The following is a 19325-nucleotide window of genomic DNA, read 5'->3' as shown; positions in this document are numbered from 1 at the left end:
GTCTCCGGGCGGCACATGAGCCGTTAGCCTGAGGGGGAGGTCTGCGGCAGCGAGCGCGCCGTGTCGACGATCAGCGTCCGGAGCCATTGATGGGCGGGGTCGTGGCGGTAGCGCACATGCCAGGCGAGTTCGACCGGGAAGGTTCCGAGATCGACGGGGGTCGCTAACACTTTCAGGCGCTGGTCGCGCTGGAGACCGCGACAGATCAGGCTCGGCAAGGTCGCACAGTAATCCGTGACGGCAATCATCTCGGGAACCGCGAGGAAATGCGTGACCGAGACCGCGACCTCCCGTTTGAGGTTTTGCTTTTCCAACGCCTGGAACAGGCCGGCTCGGATTCGCCCCGGCGGCAGGACGTTAACGTGCTTCAGGCTCTCGAACTGATCGCGTGTGATATGGTCACCGACATCGGGATGGTCGCTTCGCACGATGCAGGCCAGTCTGTCGTCCATCAGATGCTGAACGACGAGATTGTCTGGGGGATCGACGACCCGTCCCAGAACCATCGCCGTCGTTCCCGACATGATCCCGGTCTCGGCGAGATCGTTCCCGAACGGCTGCATCCGCAGTTTGATACCGGGCGCCTGCTCCCGCAGCCTTGCGACCAGCGCCGGCATCAGGGTCAGCTCCACATAGCTGTTGGGCGCGATCAGGAACTGGCGCTCGGCATTGGCCGCGTCGAAGTCCTGCTGATGGACCACCAGCTCGTCCAGCTGGGCAAGGGCTGCCGCGATGGTCGGCGCGAGTTCCTCGGCCAGTTGGGTGGGCCTGACACCGTATCGTTCGCGGATGAACAGCGGATCGCGGAGCATGTCGCGCAGGCGGTTCAGCGCGTTGGAGAGTGCAGGCTGCGTGATCCCGAGCCGATTGGCCGCCCGCGTGACGCTCCGCTCCTCCATCAGGGCCATGAAGACCGGCAGCAGGTTGAGATCGTATTTCATCGAGATATGCTCTCACATGGATATCTAAAATCCAACAAATCAATTTGTTGAATAGCTGCGCGAATGACATCTTCCTCCCATCGAAAGGCCGATCCGGCTGATCGAAATCAGCCCGCCCCGGCGGCGATCAAGATGAACGCGGCACCAGCAAAGGATACGACGATGAAAGTTCTCATGGTTTTGACGTCTCACGACAGGCTCGGAGACACGGACAAAAAGACCGGCTTCTGGCTCGAGGAATTGGCCGCGCCCTACTACGTCCTCAAGGACGCCGGCGCGGAGATCACGCTGGCTTCGCCTGAGGGCGGCCAGCCGCCGCTGGACCCCAAGAGCGACGAGCCGGACTTCCAGACCGAGCACACGCGGCGTTTTAAGGCCGACGCCGACGCCAACGCCCAGTTGGCCCGGACGGTCCGGCTCGACAGCGTCGATCAGCGGGATTTCGACACGGTGTTTTATCCCGGCGGCCATGGCCCAATGTGGGATCTGGCCGAGGACGCGAATTCGATCCGGCTGATAGAATCCTTCATCGCCGCCGGCAAGACGATCGCGCTCGTCTGCCATGCCCCCGGCGTCCTGCATCACGTCAAGAACCCTGACGGCTCGCCATTCGTCCAGGGCCGTTACGTGACCGGCTTCACCAACACCGAAGAGGCAGCCGTCGGGCTCGACAAGGTCGTGCCGTTCCTGGTCGAAGACGAGCTGGTCAACCTCGGCGCGGTGTTCTCGAAGGTCAAGGACTGGGGCGTCCACACCGTGGTCGATGGCCAGTTGATCACCGGCCAGAATCCGGCCTCATCGGCTGAAGCCGCGGAAGCTCTCGTGGCGGCCCTGGGCCAGGCGCGGGCGCGGGTCGCCTGAGCCCAATCCAGCTGATGGACCGCCGCCGAGCCCAGGCTGGCGGCGGTCCACTTGAAGAACGGAGATCGCAATGGCCACGCTTTCGCTTACCGACGCGCGCGCGAGGATCGACAGAGCCATCGCCGCGGCCGAGGCCCTGAATGTCGCCTGCTCGATCGCAGTCGTAGGGCCGACCGGAGATCTGGTGTCCTTCGTCCGTCAGGACACGGCCATGTCGGGCTCGGCCGAACTCGCGATCAATAAGGCATTCACAGCCCAGATCTTCAACACGAGGACTGACGCGCTGGCGACCCTGGCTCAGCCCGGAGCGGAGCTGTTCGGCATCCAGCACTCCCATGGCGGCAGGATCGTCGTCTTCGGAGGCGGGGTCCCGATCAGGTTCGAGGGCGAGACCATCGGCGCCATCGGCGTCAGCGGCGGCAGCGTCGCCGAAGACGTCGCCATCGCCGAGGCCGGCGCCGTCCAAATGCTGGGCAGATCCCGAACAGGCTAGCGCCGATCTGGCACTACGCCCCGCCGCTCCCGGCGGCCACCGGCCTGAACGGCCACCACTTAACCCTATGGAGTTGAAAATGAGCGAAGGAATCGAAGGCAAGGTCGTCCTGATCACGGGCGGCAGCACCGGTCTGGGCGCCGAAACCGCGCGGCTGCTTGCCGCGCGCGGGGCAAAGGTCGCAGTCGCTGCGCGCCGCAAGGACAGGCTGGACGGTGTCGTGGCGGACATCGAGGCGTCGGGCGGAACGGCTAGGGCCTATGCGCTGGACGTAACCGACAAGAGGCAGGTCGAGGCGGTCGTCGCCGGTGTCGTCGCCGATTTCGGCCGGCTCGACGTGCTGGTCAACAACGCCGGCGTGATGCCGATCCGCCCGATGTCGGAGGTCAACACAGACGAATGGGACCAGATGATCGACGTGAACCTGAAGGGCGTCCTCTACGGCATCGCCGCGGCGCTGCCGCGCTTCCTGGCGCAGGAGAGCGGGCACATCATCAACCTGAGTTCGGTTGCCGGCATCAAGGTGTTCGCACCGGGCGGCACCGTCTATTCGGGCACCAAATTCGCGGTCAGCGCGATTTCGGAGGGGTTGCGGCAGGAGGTTGGCGACAAGCTGCGCGTGACCTCCATCGAGCCGGGCGCCGTCGATAGCGACCTCAAGCACGGCACGTCGGGCACCGCCACCGACACAGTGCTCGACTTCTATAAGCAGGCGATCCCGGCATTGTCGGTCGCTCGCGCGATCGCCTTCGCGATCGAGCAGCCGGCGAATGTCGACATCAACGCCATCGTGCTGCGGCCGACGAGCCAGCAGTTCTAAGGCGAACTGGTGCGCCAACAGTAAAAAAGGGGGCTTCGCCCGTGTAGGTATTCAAGATCGCCATAGCAGTTTTTGGATGCTGATGAGGAGATGAAATTGATCTTCAAGAGCGATGAGCTTCATCAAGCAAAAACGGCTGTCGCGATAAGCGTACAGTTGACAGCACATACTGCCGACGAGCTACCCGCGCAGCGACCATTCTTATTGGAATCCGGCCCACTAAATATTGATTCTGGCCCGCTTTGACCTGGTATCACCATTACAGGCTGGAGAGAGCCGGATTACGAACCGTGCGTAGGGAGCCCGACCGCGACCTGATTCTTGATAAATATTCGAGCGAGTACCTGGTTCGACGAGTAGCCGACCTCGGCTGCGATTTCCGTGACGGGAAGATCTGTCATTTCGAGAAGCTCGCAAGCTCGCTCCAGCCGCAGGCGCGTCAGGTAGACACGCAGCGGCACGCCGGCGCTCTCCTTGAACATGCGTGCAAAATGAAACGGCGAGACCCGCGCCTCTGCGGCCAGCTCGTCGAAGTTGATGTCCTCCGACAGCCGCTTCTGCATCAGTTCGAGGCAACGCCGCTTGGCCCACGGTGCGAGCCCGCCCCTTACCGGCGCGAGCGAAGCGTCGCTCAACTGGCACAGCTCGGCGAGAATCTCGCAACCCGCCGCGCGCGCCAGCAGACGCGACGCGCTCCCTCCTCGTCGCTCAACGCCCACAGGTTCCTGAGCGTCGATTGGATGGCCTGCCAACGAAACGGCCCCCTGAAGAGCTGCAGGCTCCCCAGCAAGTAGTCTCCACCGGCAGCTTCGTTAAGCACGCTCTCCCATTGCGCGCCGCTCGAGACGCAAGATCGGCACCCTCGACGCAGGGCCTGCAACGCATCGCGCCTCGGCCCCCAGTAGATTGCGTCGACGCTCGCAAGCGGCGATCTCTGCAACGGAGGCCTACCATGATCGGCACACGCGCAACTGCTGCGGCAGGCAAACCTGATATCATCATCGTCGGCGCGGGCTCGGCCGGCACAGTGCTGGCGACCAGGCTTAGTGAGGATCCTGCGCGCAAGGTGCTGCTGCTCGACGCTGGCCCGGATTTCGCGCCGAACGCCTATCCAAACGGCCTGACGGACGCCGGCAACGTCGCCAGTCCAGACTTCGACTGGAAGTATTCGAGCGACGACAAGGCGAAGCTCGGCCACGATATCCCAACGCCGCGCGGCAAGGTCATAGGCGGCAGCTCCGCCGTGAACGGCACCGTCGCGATACGGGCGCGGCCGTCCGATTTCGGCCGGTGGAGCAAGCGCGGCATTGAGGGCTGGTCGTGGGACGATGTGTTCCAAGTCTATAAGGCACTCGAGAACACGCCGGCCGGCGATGATCGCTGGCATGGGCGCACCGGCCCGTTCCCGATCCGCCAGCGCTCGATGGAAGAATTGACGCCCTCCGCGCGCGCATTCGTCGAGGCCGCGCGTACCAAGGGTCTGGCATCGGTTAGCGACTTCAACAGCGACGTGGCTGATGGCGTCGGACCCTATTCGCTCAATGTCATCGACAATGTCCGAATGAACACTGGCATCACGTACCTAACCGACGCGGTGAGGGCGCGGCCGAACCTGACGATCCGCGCAGGCGCTGAAGTCGATCAGCTGGTACTTGAAGGCAAGCGGGCGACCGGCGTGCGCCTGGCATCGGGTGAGGTGATTTCGGGCGGCGAGGTCATTTTGTCAGCCGGCACGTTCGGCAGCCCTGCGATCCTGATGCGCTCTGGCATCGGACCTGCCGCACATCTGCGAACCTTGGACATCCCGGTTGTGGTTGATCTCCCCGTCGGCAAGAGGCTTCAGGACCATCCGATCTATTATCATGTCTATGCGCTGAAGGCGGCGTACAAGTCGCAGCTGCCGGCCGCCGGGGCGTTAGTCTGGAAGGGCTCCAAAGGTGCAGCCGCCGGGGATCTCGATCTTCAGATCTCGGCCACTCATTTCTTCGATCCCAAGAACAGCCCGACCGGCGGCGCGATCGTGCTGGCATCCGCGGTGGTGCTTCCGCGCTCGGTCGGCTCGTTCCAACTCACCTCGAGAGACCCACGCGCGGCCCCACGCATCCACTACAACTTTCTCGACGATCCCAGCGACATGGACCGGATGATCGAGGTGGTCACGCTTGCGGATGCGATCGGGCGTAGCGAGCCTTTCGCCGGGATGGTCGAGGCGGACATCTTCCCGCCTACGCCGATCGCGGCCAACGAATTGCGAGAGCATCTGCGCACCAACGTCCAGACCTACGCGCATCCAACCTCGACCGTGCCGATGGGCTTTGACGGCGATCCGACGGCGGTTGTGGACCCCTGGGGCAAGGTTCGCGGCTTTGGAAACCTTCACGTCATCGATGCTTCGATCATTCCCGAGGTCCCCTCGACGCCGACCAACGTGACCACGATCATGATTGCAGAGCGCATCGCCGGCCGCTTCCGGGTCTAAGCCCGGTCCAATCGCGCGGTGCATGCCCCCGCGCCATTAAGACAGCCCCCCGGAAAAACCTAGGAGTTACATGTGACCACGAACACACAGCAGGATTCAGACATCGCCCTCAACTGGATTGACGGCGAATGGGTCGGCTCGGACACGATTTTAGAGTCGGTCAATCCGGCCACCTACGATGTCATCGGGCGCTATGCCGATGGCAACGAGGAAATCGCGAAGGCTGCGATCGTCGCGGCGAAGCGCGCGATGAAGGAAACAAACTGGGTCCATGACCGCAAGCTGCGCGCGCGGGTTCTCGACAAGCTCGCCGATGCCTTCGAGCGCAACCGCGAGGAGCTGATCAAAATCCTCTACACGGAGAACGGCAAGATCCAGATGGATGCGACGTTTGAGGTTGACCTGTGCGTGCCCTCGCTGCGCTATTTCGCGGCGGTCGCGCGAACCGAAGCGGGCCGGATCGTCGATTCCCGCCCAGGTCGCATCGCCATGATGGTTCGCCAGCCGATCGGCGTAGCCTGCATTATCGCGCCTTGGAACTCGCCCGTCATCCTGATGGTGCGCTCGCTCGGACCGGCGCTCGCCGCAGGCTGCGCCGTCATCATCAAGATGCCGGGCAAGAGCGCACAGATCAACGCGACGATGTCAAAAATATTCGCCGACGTTCCGGAACTGCCGCGCGGTGTCATAAACCTGTTTACCGAGCAGGAAGGCAACGGCGCCAAGCACCTCGTCGCTTCTCCTGACGTGCCGGTGATCAGCTTCACCGGCAGCACCGGGACCGGCAAGGCAATCGCGGCCAGCGCCGCAACGCAAGTGAAGCGCATCGGCCTCGAACTTGGCGGCAAGACACCGTCAATTGTGTTCGATGACGCTGATCTCGATCTCGCGATCCCTGTACTTACGACGGCGCTGACGCGCTTTGCCGGCCAGTTCTGTGTCACCGGCCAGCGCGTCATTGTGCAGGCCGGCATTGCCGATGAGTTTAAGATGCGCTTTGCGGAGCACCTCCGTGCGGTGAAGGCAGGGCCAGCCGCAGATCCTTCGAGCGAAATGGGGCCGATGATCGACCGCGAGAATGTCGCGCGGGTCGATGACATCGTTGAACGCGCCATTTCCGAGGGGGCCGAGGTCATTGTTCGTGGCGGTCCGGTTACCAAGGGGCCGCTCGGCAAAGGGGCGTTCCACTTGCCGACCTTCCTGGAAATTACCAATCCCAAGATGCAGGTCGCGCAGGAGGAAACGTTCGGCCCCGTCGTGACGATGCAGCGGTTCACAACGGAGCAAGAAGCGCTCGATCTCGCCAACGACAGCATTTACGGGCTAGGTTCGAGCATCTGGACGCGCGACGTTGCCAAGGCGCTGCGCATCGCGCCGAGCGTCGAAGCCGGCCTGGTGTGGATCAACGAGTGGGCTGCGCTCAGCGAGGACACCGAAGAGGGCGGCTCCAAGCACACCGGGCTGGGCCGCTTGAACGGCGCCACCGCGATCGACGACTTCACCGAGATCAAGACGATCACGCTGAGCCCCGGTCTGATGGAACGCTGAGACGACCTCTGGGTCGCACCATCGCCTGCGGCCGCGCTCGCCAGCGTGCGGTCGCAGTGCGGCGGGGTTGTCGAAACGGTGGAGCGGGCGCGCCAGCCGAGCTGACCGCAAGACGTCTGAGGAACCGACCTGGCAGACAACAAGAAACGGCAATTCCTGCTCAGCGCCCGACCAGAAATTCGGGCAAAAGGAGCGATTTGCCCTAATCTGTGTTTCGTCAGAACATTTGGCACAACTCGCGGCTTAGATTAGCGGAGTGCGGCCTCGTCTGAAGGTTGAATTTGGGCGGCGAAATTTCGGTGAGCTCCAGCAAGCGCCGATGCTCGATGGTCTGTCGCTTTATCCCTTCGTGCTGTTTTCGATGATGACTGGAGCCCTGTCGACGTAGGCGTCGGCGGGCGTCACGTTGTCCAGGCTCGCGTGGTAGCGCCGTGGATGTAGTGCTCGACGAACGCGCCGATCTGAGCTTCAAGATCGCCGAGCAGGAAGTAGTTTTCCAGCAGGATGCGGTTTTTCAAGGTCTGGTGCCTACGCCCAGTCTTGCCCTGAGTCTGAGGGTGGCACGGGGCGCGGCGCACGGGGCTCAACTTCCGGACCTCGATGTATCCGTCAGTTCCCCGGCGATGCAGCTGGGGCCATTCTCGCTGAGTAGCCGGGGCTTTGCGCAGCACCTTGGCGCTGTCGCAGCCCGAGGCCTTGAAGGCGGTCTAGCGTCTCGGTCACATCCTCGGCCCGCATGTTGGTGCACCGCTTTAAAGCGAAGATGTTGACCGTGATCTGGAGGAGCCCGGAGCGCTCGCCGCGAAGGGCTGAAGCAGCGATTATTGCTGCACCGACGTGGGCGAGCATGAAAGGATGAAGCCTCGGATCGACGCGCACCGTAAGGCGCCGCCAATCTGAGGGCTTTAAAATTCGCGTCAGGAGATTTTGTATTGTCCGCCGTCGACCGGCAGTGCCTGCCCGGTGATGAAGGCTGCATCCTGGCTCGAGAGGAACACGGCGGCCCCGGCGATGTCGCCCGGGTCCGCGAAGCGCTTGATCGCCTGACCTTTCCAAGTGCGTTGCTTCTCCTCCTCCGGCATATCCTTCACCAGCGCGGTATTGACCAACGATGGTAGGATGGCGTTCACAGTAATGCCATTCTCGGCAACGTCGTTAGCGAGGCCGCGCACGAAACCGAGGACGCCCATCTTGGTCGCCATGTAATGGCTCATTCCGGGGATCGCGATGCCGATCGAGTTGGATGAGATATTGACGAACCGACCCCAACCCTTCTGACGCATCTGTGGCACAAATTGCTTCGCGCTCAGGAAATGAGCGTCGAGGTTTATCGAAAAGATGTAGCGCCACTTCTCTATGTCCAATTCCTCGATATCGGTCGGGCCGCCGATACCTGCGTTGTTCACGACGATGTCGGTGCCGCCGAACTTTTGTTGGATCGTGTCATCGATCCGCTTCCAGTCGCTCGCGCTAGATACGTCGGCAGCGATCGTCAGGGTTTCCTCGGCGATGAGGCCTGCCGTCTCGCTCGTTTCCGCCAAATCTACCAGCACCAGGCGCGCACCATGTTCGGCGAGCCTCAGTGCAATCGCCTGCCCGATCCCCCGGGCTGCGCCCGTGACGAGGGCGACACGGCCCTCGTGACTCAACTTTGTTCCAGCCATAGCTAGGTCCTTCAGCTCGGAATTCACGATGTAATTGAGAACATAAATCCAGTCAGAAACGAGCGTCGCCCATGTTCTTGATGAACGTCATCGGATCCCAATACTCGCGGTAGTTAGTCATCAGCCCGTCGCGGAAGGTAACGAAGGTCGCGTACTTCATGTCGTAAATATTGCCATTGGGCAGAACCTCCCCAGAGACGCTCCATTCGATAATCGCGGTGTTGGGATCGTCGGTGGCGTAGGCCTTCCACGTCGGCATCGAGCGTATGTCGATCACACTCGGGTAATTCTTGATATACTCGTAAAGCGCGTCGCGCCCTTCCAGACGACGCGGCGAGCCCTCGGGGGCGAACGGGAATTCAGTCAGGATGTTCTCATCGGCGAGGGCAACCCAGCCCTTAACATCCTTTGACACGAAGGTCTCTACGCTGCGCTTTGCGAGCTCTACGGCGGTTGGCAGAGCCGCAAGGGTGGTGAGCTTGATCATAGTAATCTCCATTTGCATCATTGTTGATTGCTCGGCAGAGCAACGCGTTGCCTGTTTTCATCAAGTAAATGTCGATTTATATAGACATAATCTGAGATGTACGTGACATTCGATAGAACTGATCAGTATTAGAATCGTCGATCTATGCATGAAATCTAGCGGAAAATTGGTATGAGCGCGTATCTGATCCTGCTGCGAGAGTGTCGATTTTGCGGTTTCGTATGCATGAGTTGCAGTGTGTTGTCCCCACAGCAACACGGGGCTGGTGCTTGCACATCACCGGCACCCTGATCCGCCGCCATTGAAGTGGTCCGCCCTTAGGTATGGCTCGTTGAAGCCGAAGGAGGACGGAGGGATGTCGCGGAAGAGACATAGGTCCGAGGCGATCGTCGCGAAGCTGCGCCAGGTGGACGTTCTTGTCTCACAGGGCAGAGCCTGGCGGATGCCGTGCGCCCGATCGGGGTGACGGAGGTGACCCATAGCCGCTGGCGCCAGGAGTACGGCGGGCTCAGGTCGGACGAGATGCGGCGGATGAAGGAGCTTGATCTCGAGAACCAGCGGCTTCGCAAGACCTTGGCCGACCTCACCCTCGACAAGCTCATCCTGGCGAAGGCCGCCCGGGGAAACTATTGAGTCCCGCTCGCCGGCGCGCCCGCGTCGAGCCCGTGATGCTGACCCTGAACGTCTCCGAGCGCCGCGCCTGCCGGGCGCTCGTCACGGTGCAAGGTGCCGCGGGGCAGAGATGACGAGGAGCAGCTCACGGCGGAGCCGATCGAACTAGCCCGCCGCTACGGCTGGTATGGCTATCGCAAGATCAGCGCCCTGCTGAAGGATGCGGACTGGCTCGTGAACGACAAGCGCGTGGAGCGGATCTGGCGGCGCAAGGGCCTCATGGTGCCGGCCCGGCAGCCCACGCGCGGACGGCTGTGGCTGAACGACCGCTCCTGCGTGCGGCTTCGGCCCGAGCACCGGGATCACGTCTAGAGCTATGACTTGCTGTGCCATTCGTTGTAGAACGAGCAGGCACGCATGATCGTTCTCGTCTGAACTGGCTAAGTCGCTTCTTTTAGACGATCGGTACCACGGCTACCTAGTCGAATGGACGACTGGCAGGGCTTCAGGTGCGACGCGTCCCAACTACGTGACTGACTGGGCGACGCATTAACAAAAACAGCTCAACGCCGACCGCCAATAGGCTCCGCGGCTGAAGGAACTCGCTGGAGATCGTGCCGCTCGCCGGAGCGCGTCGGATCGCGGACCGCACGACGGTAATCGGTAGGGGTCATGTTCTGAGAGGCGAGGAACACGCGTGCGAGCACCTGGCTCGACGAGTACCCGACCTCGAAGGCGATCTGCGTGATGGGAAGGTCTGTCGTCCCGAGGAGCTCGCAGGCTCGCTCCACCCGCAGACGCGTCAGATGGACCCGAGGCGGCACGCCGACACTCTGCTTGAACATGCGGGCGAAGTGGAACGGAGAGAGCCTCGCCTCGGCCGCGAGTTCGTCGAGACTGATGTCATCCGCGAGACGCGCCTGCATCATGTCCAGACTGCGCCGTTCGGCCCACGGTGCGAGCCCGCCGCTCGCCGGCGCGATCGACGCCCCGCCCAGCCGACACAGCTCGGCGAGTATCTCGCAGCCGGCTGCCCGCGCCAGCAGACGCGACGGAGCGCCCTCCTCGTCCGAAAGGGCCCACAGTTTTCGAAGCGCGGATCGGACAGCCGGCGAACGGAACTGTCCCGAGTGGATCTGCGGCAACTCCAGCGTGAGCCCTCCATCGGCGGCATCGTCGAACACGTCCCGCCACTGCCCGACGGGAAACGACAGCGCGCGAAAATGATGCTCCTTGTCGATTACAACGCTGTTGGCGAAGTCGGGCGCGGCGACGAAGAAGCAACCCTGCTCGCTCCCCGCTCGAAACTTGCCCGATCCCAGATCGGCGTCCACGCGGTTGCCGCCCCGCATGTCCAGGTAGACGGTGATCTCCGGCAGGGCGGGCCGTGACACGTCGCCCGCGGGCTGCACCACCTCGATCAAATTCAGAACGCCACCAGGCGATTTCATCGAGCGGACGTACTGCGCAAGCTCGCCCTCCTTATACCACCGGACGAAAGACTGATCCGCAGAGGTTGTCATTTCGTGCCTCCATGCGGTTGGATGTCGCTGCCGCTCCGGCGGCGGCGCCTCGATCGCGCCACCGCCTCCAGGTGTCGGCAATTTATCTCCGTAGTACCAACCATAGTGCGCGATCGAATACCAAGTGAGAAGGGGTTCAGGGAGGCCGGCGCGAGCGGCTCGTACTGCTCCTGGCCGAACACGACCTTTTGGGTCATGACGGTCAGGATCAATCTCACCAGCTTTATCTCGTCCTCCGGCACGCCGGAAATAGTCGCGGTCGAGGACTGCGAAGTCCGCCAGATGGCCCGGAGCAATCATGCCCATCTCGGCCTGGGCGTCTGTGAACCACGCGGCTACCTTGGTGAATATGCCCAGCGCCTGGACGCGGGAGAGGCGATTGTGTTCCCCCAAGACCTCGGCGCCCGAGACGGAGTTGCCGTCACAGTACAAGCCATGACGACACACATATTGTACTTGGTGACTGGGAACGAGTCCATGGTCACGGCCAAGGGTAGCCCGCTGTCGAAGAGCGCGCGCAGGCGCGGTCTCCAGCGCCTTCTCGCGGCTGTAGGTCTCGATGAACGCATCGCCGTGCAGGGCCGCGCCTTATAGCGAGCGACTTCCCCGCCGCCCGCTCGAGGTAGGGCGCGGCCGCGAACCGAGAACGAGTCCTGTTCGTGCAGCACTAATTGGCGAAACAGCAAGATCGGCACCGTCGCGAGGAGTTCCGCGCCGCAGGCATCGCCATCGCTCGCTAAATTGAACTCACGGGCGCGGCGCTTCTGCCGCCTCGCCATCCGCCGCGCCCGCGTTCAGGCGAGACTTCGTGCTCGCCAGAGAGCGCCATTCGCAAAAGAGCCTCCCTCGGACAACAAGGCGCGACCCCATGGACAAGACCAAGCTCGGCATCATCATCGGCAGCACGCGCCCCGGCCGGTTCGCAGACACGCCGGCAGCCTTACTCGAGCGACTTGCCCTTGAGATGGAGGGCTTCGAGGTGGACGTCCTCGACCTGCGCGCGTTCGACCTGCCCTTCTTCGCCGAGGAGGCGTCGCCGGCGCGCGGCAAGCCGGCCTCGGATGCCGCGCGCGAGTGGGCCGCCCGGCTCGCCTCGTGCGACGCCTTCGTCGCGACCGTGGCGGAATACAACCACGGCCCCACAGCCGTTCTGAAGAACGCCCTCGATTATGCCTATGCGGAGTGGAAGCGGAAGCCCATCGGCTTCTTCGGGTACGGCGGCGTCGGCGGCGCGCGCGCGGTCGAGCAGCTGCGGCTCGTCGCGATCGAGCTTCAGATGGTTCCGGTCCACAACGCCGTCCATCTGCAGATGGCGGATTTCATGGCGGTGATGAAGGGGACGACCCCGCTCGGTGACCTCCCGCATATCCAACGCAGCGGACTGGACATGCTGGCCGAGCTGCGCTGGTGGGCCGAACTGCTCAAGGACGCGCGCCAGCACGCGCGAGGAAGGGACGACGGAGAACAAGACGGCCCTCGGCGGCAGCGTGAAGCGTTTTAAAGACGCCTCCGTATCCAGGTGAAACCTAGCGCACAGCTTCGGATGTCGGGCCGCGGCGAACGCCAAAGAGAGTGCAGCTCCCAGCGCCCGCTACATGACCAAGACGGGCGGCGATGTGGACGACTTCTACAGAGAGGCCGGCCCAGCGATGCGCCTGTGATCCTGGTTCTGCACGGCTTTCCGACTCGGGAGCCGTGGCGTCCGACGGCTATCTGTTGGACACCTTCTTCATGCACCGACCCAGGCACAGGAGATCCAGCTCGAACTGATCCTCAGCTACCGAACCAACGTCGCGCTCTATCCGGGTTCCCGGAAATACCTGCGCACCCACAGGCCACCCCTGCTGGCCGCCTGGGGCAGGCACGACGTCTTCTTCCTGCCACCGGGCGCTAGGCCAGTCGGCGCGACGTCGCCGACTCGGAAGTCCACCTGCTGGATGCAGGCCACTTCGTGCTGGAGACCCATCTCCGGGAGACCGCAGCGCCGATGCTTGACTTCCTCGGCCGCAAGCTCAGCACGTGAGGAGCGAGAACCGTGACAGTCTGCCCTGAGTCCTTCTGCCCGACGCGGCTGCCCAATGGAGATCCGGCCTCAGCGCGACGTAAGCCGGCGTGCCCTGGCGAGGTTGGCGATGAGTTCGGGCTTGGTCTGTTGATTGAGCGCGACCCAGGCCGGCTGACCGGGAGCGCTACGCCAGGCTTCGCTCAGCGGACTATTGTCGACGGTGTCGAAGCCGATGCGGTCGAGGAGGTCGGCGACGAGCGCGATCGCCTCGGGATAATTGCTCGAGATCGGCAAGGCGATCCGGTCCGGAGCGCCGGCCGGTCGCGCACGCGCGGCCATGTGCGGTGCCTGGATATGGGAGAAGGCCTGCACGATTTTGGCCGTGGGCAGTTGCTCCTGCCGCAGCTCGTAGATCGTTTTCTCGCCGGAATCGACCCGCGGATAGTTCCCGTCGCGCCAAATCATGTAGTTGTTCGTGTCGAGCACGATCTTACCCGCCAGTTCCTCGACGGGCATGTGGTTCACGAGCTTGAGCGGCACCGCGATCACGGCGAAGTCGCCAGCTGCGGCAGCCTCGGCAGCCGTTCCGGCGCGTGCGGACGGACCGAGTTGGTCAACCAATTGCTTCAGGGTCTCGGGGCCGCGCGAGTTCGCGATCACGACCTCGGAGCCAAGCCGGACCGCTGCCTGTGCAATCGCGGTGCCGACCTCGCCCGCGCCAATGATACCTATGGTCGTCATGGAGATCCTTTCCAGATTAGGTCGGGGCGGCGTAGGCCGCCGCCGCGCGGACTTCAGGCCGCAGCGACCAGTTGCTCGCTCTTTGCCCACAGTCGCTTCGCCTTCTCGCTATCGAGGGCGTAGAGGCGAACTCCATCGGCGAAGGGGTTGGGCGTATCGTCGATGGTCGCGACAGCGACGTCCTCGAGGTACTTGCCGCCAATCTCCTCGGGATCAGCAACGACCGCGGCCCAGACCGTGGTGGCGGCCGCTTGCGAGATGTCCTTCAGTTCCGCCGGAGGCAGCCCCGCCTCGGCGCGCGCGCTGCCCACGGTGGCGAACAGGTCCTGCAATTCCTCCTCGGAAAAATGCCGGGGAAGGTCGGTCAGGCTGTTGCCCGGCATAACCGAGGCCGCTCGCACACCACGGTGGCGGTGGCGGCGATCGAACTCGACGGCGAACAAAGCGTTGGCTGTTTTCGAACGACCATAGGCCACGAACGGTTCGTACTCCTGCCGCTCGAAGTTCGGATCTTCGAGGTCGACATCCGAAACGCGATGAGCCTGGGACGAGAGCACCACAAGACGCCCGCCGTCCGCGATCAGCGGCTCGATGGCCGTGATCAGGGCGAAGTGACCCAGATGGTTGGTCCCAAACTGCGTCTCGAAGCCGTCCACCGTCCGCCCCTCGGGTGTCGCCATCACGCCCGCGTTGGCGATGACCGCGTCGAAGCGCCGGCCGTCTCGCAGAAGCCTCTCGGCGCCAGCGCGCACGCTCGCCTGAGAAGCAAGATCAACCTGGACCAGCTCGAAACCACCACCAGCGTGCGCCGCCGCGTCCCGCACCTCGGCCGTGGCGGTCTCGGCCTTGGCCCGATCCCTGACCACGCCCACGACTTCGGCGCCGTGAGCCGCCAGCGCGCGAGCGGTCTCGCGTCCAATGCCGGACGCCGTGCCGGTCACCAAGAAGCGCCTGCCCTGCAGATCGGCGCCCTCGAGCACCTCGTCCGCGTTAGATTTCGCGTCAAAAACCTTCGTCATCTTTCGCTCCTCTCGTTTAAGCTGGAACAACCGGCGGCCGCGGAACGCTGGCCGCCGGTCGGTCGTCAGATGCCGAGTCCGCCAGCGATATCGTGCGTGCCGCCGGTGATGTAGCCGGCGTCCACTCCCGCGAGGAAGCAGACCAGGGCGGCCACTTCGTCGACGTGTGCGATGCGGCGCACCGGGTGCATGTCGAGGAAGGCGTCGGGCGCTTCGGTACTACCGAGAGCGTCCACCATCATATCGGTCGGCATGGCACCCGGCTGCACCACGTTCACGGTGATGCTGCGCGAGCCCAGGTCCCGGGCCACGCCCCTCGCATAGCCGTTGAGCGCCGCCTTCGACCCGGCATAGTCGGCAACTCCGGGGAACAGGGCGTGGCTGCCGTTGAGCGAACCGATGAAGATGATGCGCCCGCCATCGGACATCACCGGCGCGGCCGCACGGGTCGTGGCCACTGGACCCATGACGTTCACCTGCCACATTCGGTCCAGCGCGGCGGTGTCGAGATCGGGGTCGTCGATCTTCTTCCCACTCACCACGATCGCAGCGTTGTTGACCAGGATGTCGAGCTTGCCGAAGCGGCTGACAACCTCGTCTATAAGCGATTTTGCGGCCGCGAGGTCCGACTGGTCGCTGCGGAATGCCGCGGCTCGGACGCCCTTGGCCTCGAGCTTCGCGACGACCTGCTCCGCCTTATCTGCGGACGCGACATAGCTGATCGCCACGTCTGCACCGCGAGCCGCCAGAGACTCCGCGATCGCGGCACCCAGGCCTCGTGACCCGCCGGTTACCAGCGCAACCTTGCCCCTTAGTTCATCAGACATTTTCACACCTTTCCAATTTCATCGGCTCTCTCCGCGGACTACGACGCAGAAAAATCATAACGTTCGTTATCGTAACGGCAATTATGATACTGGACAGCGCTTGTCAACCTTTTTATAACGGTCATTATGGAAAATAGGGAGGTGTTCTGATGGGCCGCCATCGCGAGTTCGACGAGGAGAAAGTGCTGGACGCGGCCGTTTGCGTATTCTGGCGCAAGGGCTACGAGGGCACCACTTACGCTGACCTTGTTGAGGCGGCCGGTATCGAGCGGCCCGCCTTCTACTCCGCCTTCGGCAACAAGGAGGCGCTCTTCCGCAAGGCGCTCGTCCGCTACGACGAGCAGTTCCTCGAATACACGCGCGAAGCCTTGAAGGCGACGACGGCGCTCGGGGTGGCGGCGGGCATTCTGCGCGAGGCGGTGGAGCACAACACACGGTTCCCGGAACGGGGGGGATGTCTCGGCATCAACGGCGCGATCGCCGCGTCGGACGGCGCCGAGCCAATCAGGCAGGCGTTGGTGGATTTCAGGGCGGCAGGTCGCGAACGGCTACGCGAGCGCCTAGAGCGTGCGAAAGCTGAGGGTGACCTGCCGGCGTCGGCTAGCGCTGAAGCGCTCGCGGCCTTCGTGATGACGATCACCCAAGGAATAGCAGTCCAGGCGAAGGCGGGCTTGAGTCGCGATCTGCTTCATCAGGTTGTGGAGCAGGCGCTGACCTCCTGGCCATTGCCTGACGTGTCCATGACCTAACGAAAGCAAGTTCGCCTTGCTGGGAGCGCAACTGGCAGAATTCAGTGCCACACCGGCAAGCCGGCGTTGGATGCTTCGAGAGCCACGCGGCGCATATCGCTCCGCAATCCCTCCTCTCGGGCCCTGGTATCTGCTAACCCACAGGCGCAATTTCACCTCACTGAAGGCACCTCCAGGTCCTTAGGCTGGTGAGATAATGTCTCTAAGCCAACGGGTTGTTTCCACGACATCTTCGTCTGCCAGTTCATGACCCGCTGGAACGTCCCGGAAATCCACGCGGGCGCCACGGCCGATCAAGGGAGCCTTCAGTTGCGGCGCAGTGCGGACATAGGGATCGTCGCGCCCACTAAGCACCAGCACGTCGATCCCTGAGAGGTCTGCTTCCGGCGGGCTGTCCAGGGCCTGAAGGCCGCGCAGCAGCACGGCGCGGCGAACGAGATCGGGATGAAGCTGAATGACCGCCGCGAGGAAGTTCGCCCCGTTGGAATAGCCCAGGAAAACGACCCTGTCGGGGTCAAGCCCGTAACCCGTCACAGCGCCATCGACGAAGGCCGAGAATGCTTCGGCTTCGCTGCGGATATCCGCCTGGTCGAACGTCGTCGCATCGAGGCGACGGAACCAGCGATTGGTGCCTTCCTCGGTCGCCCTGCCACGCACACCCAGCAGAGTCGCACGTGGCGCGATGCGGCGGGCGATCGGCATCAGGTCGGCCTCGCTCCCGCCGGTGCCGTGCAGCAAGACCAGGGTCGTGCCGTCGGGGTCTTCCGGCCGATTGAAGCGATGGACGAACGGGAGGTCTCGAACCGGAAACCTCTCCTCGCCAGGCAAGGCAAACTGAGGGAGCATTGCTCTCAGATCCTGGGCGCGATCGGCCTCACGCGGTGGTAGAAACAGGGTCCGCCCAAGCTCGTCGGGGGTCTCGTCGACGGTCATGCCCGGCCCATCGGTCGCATATTCCATGAGGATGCCGGCCGGCTCGCGAACGTAGAGCGACAGAAAGTACTTTCGGTCGTGAACCTCGGTCGGTCCGTGCTCCTGCAGCGAAAGCCGCATCGACCGGATGGCCTCGGCATCCGGTGCGCGGAAAGCTACATGATCGGGCACGCCCGCCCCCGGCACGGACCGCACGAAGCCCGATACCTCCCTGACATCGGCGATATCGGTATCGGAGACCATCCGTTGCGTCTGGCCGGCGCGCTCGCCCGTCCTGTAGCCGAAGCGCGTCAGGAAGCTCGCGGTATCGGTCGCCTTGTCCGTCAGAAGCGTAACACCCCGGATCCGGGCGGGCGAGCCGGCAGTCGGAGCCGGCGTCGCCATATCGACGCCCACCAACTTCACGATCAGCCCATCCGGGTCCTTCAACCGGAGGGCTGACTCTCCAAACTCCCGAGTAGGCCCCTCAAGCGGGATGTTGGCGGCAAGCGCCTTGGTGAGCCAATCGCCAAGGGAGCTTGGCGGCACCGCCAGCGCAACCTCCGAGACCTGTCCAATGCCGGTGCCGCCACGGCCGGCAGCCTCCCAGACGAGGAAGGTCAGCAACGAGCCGGGGCTGCCGAGCCCATCTCCATAGATGAGGTGCAACTGCTCGGCATCCGCAAAGCCTCCGGTTTGCTTCACGAGCCTGAGGCCAAGAAAGCCGACGTAGAAATCGACGTTCGCCTGAACGTTGGACGTGATGCCGGTAAAGTGGTGGATGCCGCTGGTCATTCGTTTGATGTCCTTCGACGGTCAGCCGCCGGCCTCGCGTGCCAGCACTTTCCGCACGCTCGGATCGGCGGCCAGCCGGTCATGCAGCGCCAGTACATTCGGGTACCGGTCAAGGCCGCCAGGCAGGAGCTTCATCGCCCATCGGACCATCGGGAAGGCGTAAGCGTCAATCACCGAGCGACCTCCATCGAGGATATACTCCCGCCCGTCGAGATGGCGGTCCAAAACGTTGAGCTGCTTGGCGACCAGCCTGTGCCCTGCTTCGACAACCGACGCTCTGGCCGCCTCGCTTTGGTCTGTCGTGTAGCGATACGGCATGAAGATCGGCCAGAAGGCGGCGTGAAGGTCCGAGGTGAAGAAGGCGGACCAGCGATGTGCTTCGGCTTTGGCCCTCGCGCCGGCGCCGCCGGCGAGCCTGGCCTCGGGATGCTTGTGTGCCAGATAGTCGAGGATGGCGCCGGCCTGTGTCAAAAGCCAGCCGTCATCTTCGCGGAAGGTCGGCACCGCGCCAGCGGGGTTCACCGCAAGCAGCTCGTCGGAGCCGTATTGCACCTTGACCGCTTCGTACGGCCTACCGATCCATTCGAGCGTGATGTGGGGAGCCAGCGAGCAGGCGCCTACGGCATAGTAAAGTGTTGGCATTGAAGTTCTCGATCTCCGTGTTTCCTGTTGCCGGTATTGTCAGTTGTGGGGCGCCAGGCGGCGACGCCGTCCTCACCGGCTCCAGGCGGACTGGATGTGACCATCTCCTGTTTGGATCGGCGACACCGCGCGCCGCCTTGGTGGCAGCCCATTTGACATTTTTCCAGTTTGCGCCCGGTGGCGGCCTTAAAAACTAGGATCAACTTG

Annotated in this window: 17 protein-coding genes and 3 pseudogenes; 8 read left to right on the top strand and 12 right to left on the bottom strand. The window is 63.4% G+C overall.

Annotated features, from left to right (window positions below):
• Nucleotides 1–23 precede the first annotated feature (23 nt).
• Nucleotides 24–941: a LysR family transcriptional regulator gene (locus AXW83_RS06570; RefSeq protein ID WP_066611688.1), complete on the bottom strand. Its 918-nt coding sequence runs from the start codon at nucleotides 939–941 to the stop codon at nucleotides 24–26.
• A gap of 162 nt (nucleotides 942–1103) precedes the next feature.
• Between AXW83_RS06570 and AXW83_RS06565 the strand changes: the two genes are divergently transcribed.
• From AXW83_RS06565 to AXW83_RS06555, 3 genes are all read left to right on the top strand, one after another.
• Nucleotides 1104–1802 carry a type 1 glutamine amidotransferase domain-containing protein gene (locus tag AXW83_RS06565; RefSeq protein WP_066611686.1) on the top strand — a complete coding sequence of 233 codons (699 nt, stop codon included), beginning with the start codon at nucleotides 1104–1106 and terminating at the stop codon, nucleotides 1800–1802.
• Between the two features lie 70 nt (nucleotides 1803–1872).
• The gene (locus AXW83_RS06560; protein WP_066611684.1) at nucleotides 1873–2295 is read left to right on the top strand and encodes a GlcG/HbpS family heme-binding protein; all 423 of its coding nucleotides are present in this window, start codon (nucleotides 1873–1875) and stop codon (nucleotides 2293–2295) included.
• Nucleotides 2296–2374: 79 nt separating this feature from the next.
• Nucleotides 2375–3115: an SDR family oxidoreductase gene (locus AXW83_RS06555; protein WP_066611682.1), complete on the top strand. Its 741-nt coding sequence runs from the start codon at nucleotides 2375–2377 to the stop codon at nucleotides 3113–3115.
• A gap of 281 nt (nucleotides 3116–3396) precedes the next feature.
• On the opposite strand, the gene AXW83_RS27470 is transcribed toward AXW83_RS06555, so the two are convergent.
• Entirely contained in the window at nucleotides 3397–3867 is a 471-nt protein-coding gene (locus tag AXW83_RS27470) for a helix-turn-helix domain-containing protein (RefSeq protein ID WP_168166029.1), read from the bottom strand.
• Between AXW83_RS27470 and AXW83_RS06545 the strand changes: the two genes are divergently transcribed.
• On the top strand, nucleotides 3852–5594 hold the full coding sequence (locus AXW83_RS06545; RefSeq protein WP_236841840.1) for a GMC family oxidoreductase: 1743 nt from the start codon (nucleotides 3852–3854) through the stop codon (nucleotides 5592–5594). The genes AXW83_RS27470 and AXW83_RS06545 overlap by 16 nt on opposite strands.
• Nucleotides 5595–5666: 72 nt before the next feature.
• Entirely contained in the window at nucleotides 5667–7142 is a 1476-nt protein-coding gene (locus tag AXW83_RS06540) for an aldehyde dehydrogenase family protein (RefSeq protein ID WP_066611676.1), read from the top strand.
• Nucleotides 7143–7452: 310 nt separating this feature from the next.
• Here AXW83_RS06540 and AXW83_RS06535 read toward each other — a convergent pair.
• The 3 genes and pseudogenes from AXW83_RS06535 to AXW83_RS06525 form a co-directional block, all read right to left on the bottom strand.
• Nucleotides 7453–7907: pseudogene (locus AXW83_RS06535) on the bottom strand (integrase core domain-containing protein); the annotation flags it as partial.
• Between the two features lie 152 nt (nucleotides 7908–8059).
• Nucleotides 8060–8806 carry an SDR family NAD(P)-dependent oxidoreductase gene (locus tag AXW83_RS06530; protein WP_066611670.1) on the bottom strand — a complete coding sequence of 249 codons (747 nt, stop codon included), beginning with the start codon at nucleotides 8804–8806 and terminating at the stop codon, nucleotides 8060–8062.
• 52 nt (nucleotides 8807–8858) lie between these two features.
• Nucleotides 8859–9293 (bottom strand): nuclear transport factor 2 family protein, encoded by a 435-nt coding sequence (locus AXW83_RS06525; RefSeq protein ID WP_066619989.1) that lies wholly within the window; start codon nucleotides 9291–9293, stop codon nucleotides 8859–8861.
• A gap of 355 nt (nucleotides 9294–9648) precedes the next feature.
• Here AXW83_RS06525 and AXW83_RS27005 point away from each other — a divergent pair.
• Nucleotides 9649–10274 (top strand): annotated as a pseudogene (locus AXW83_RS27005) (IS3 family transposase); the annotation flags it as partial.
• Between the two features lie 194 nt (nucleotides 10275–10468).
• Here AXW83_RS27005 and AXW83_RS06510 read toward each other — a convergent pair.
• Nucleotides 10469–11428: an AraC family transcriptional regulator gene (locus AXW83_RS06510; RefSeq protein ID WP_066611668.1), complete on the bottom strand. Its 960-nt coding sequence runs from the start codon at nucleotides 11426–11428 to the stop codon at nucleotides 10469–10471.
• 300 nt (nucleotides 11429–11728) lie between these two features.
• Nucleotides 11729–11875, bottom strand: a pseudogene (locus tag AXW83_RS28225) (hypothetical protein); the annotation flags it as partial.
• A 421-nt stretch (nucleotides 11876–12296) separates the two neighbouring features.
• Here AXW83_RS28225 and AXW83_RS06500 point away from each other — a divergent pair.
• The gene (locus AXW83_RS06500) at nucleotides 12297–12929 is read left to right on the top strand and encodes an NADPH-dependent FMN reductase (RefSeq protein ID WP_066611662.1); all 633 of its coding nucleotides are present in this window, start codon (nucleotides 12297–12299) and stop codon (nucleotides 12927–12929) included.
• Between the two features lie 591 nt (nucleotides 12930–13520).
• On the opposite strand, the gene AXW83_RS06495 is transcribed toward AXW83_RS06500, so the two are convergent.
• The 3 genes from AXW83_RS06495 to AXW83_RS06485 form a co-directional block, all read right to left on the bottom strand.
• Nucleotides 13521–14174, bottom strand: a complete 654-nt coding sequence (locus tag AXW83_RS06495; RefSeq protein ID WP_066611660.1) for an NADPH-dependent F420 reductase — start codon at nucleotides 14172–14174, stop codon at nucleotides 13521–13523.
• A gap of 53 nt (nucleotides 14175–14227) precedes the next feature.
• The gene (locus tag AXW83_RS06490) at nucleotides 14228–15193 is read right to left on the bottom strand and encodes an SDR family NAD(P)-dependent oxidoreductase (protein ID WP_066611658.1); all 966 of its coding nucleotides are present in this window, start codon (nucleotides 15191–15193) and stop codon (nucleotides 14228–14230) included.
• Nucleotides 15194–15258: 65 nt separating this feature from the next.
• Nucleotides 15259–16020: an SDR family NAD(P)-dependent oxidoreductase gene (locus AXW83_RS06485; RefSeq protein WP_066611656.1), complete on the bottom strand. Its 762-nt coding sequence runs from the start codon at nucleotides 16018–16020 to the stop codon at nucleotides 15259–15261.
• Between the two features lie 149 nt (nucleotides 16021–16169).
• Between AXW83_RS06485 and AXW83_RS06480 the strand changes: the two genes are divergently transcribed.
• Nucleotides 16170–16769, top strand: a complete 600-nt coding sequence (locus AXW83_RS06480) for a TetR/AcrR family transcriptional regulator (RefSeq protein WP_066611654.1) — start codon at nucleotides 16170–16172, stop codon at nucleotides 16767–16769.
• Between the two features lie 180 nt (nucleotides 16770–16949).
• On the opposite strand, the gene AXW83_RS06475 is transcribed toward AXW83_RS06480, so the two are convergent.
• Both AXW83_RS06475 and AXW83_RS06470 read right to left on the bottom strand, forming a co-directional pair.
• Nucleotides 16950–18476, bottom strand: a complete 1527-nt coding sequence (locus AXW83_RS06475; protein WP_066611652.1) for a VOC family protein — start codon at nucleotides 18474–18476, stop codon at nucleotides 16950–16952.
• A 21-nt stretch (nucleotides 18477–18497) separates the two neighbouring features.
• On the bottom strand, nucleotides 18498–19118 hold the full coding sequence (locus AXW83_RS06470; RefSeq protein WP_066611650.1) for a glutathione S-transferase family protein: 621 nt from the start codon (nucleotides 19116–19118) through the stop codon (nucleotides 18498–18500).
• Nucleotides 19119–19325 lie beyond the last annotated feature (207 nt).

Origin of the sequence: Bosea sp. PAMC 26642 (genome assembly GCF_001562255.1) — a bacterium.
Classification (GTDB): domain Bacteria; phylum Pseudomonadota; class Alphaproteobacteria; order Rhizobiales; family Beijerinckiaceae; genus Allobosea.
This window is presented reverse-complemented; position numbering and strand designations above follow the sequence as displayed.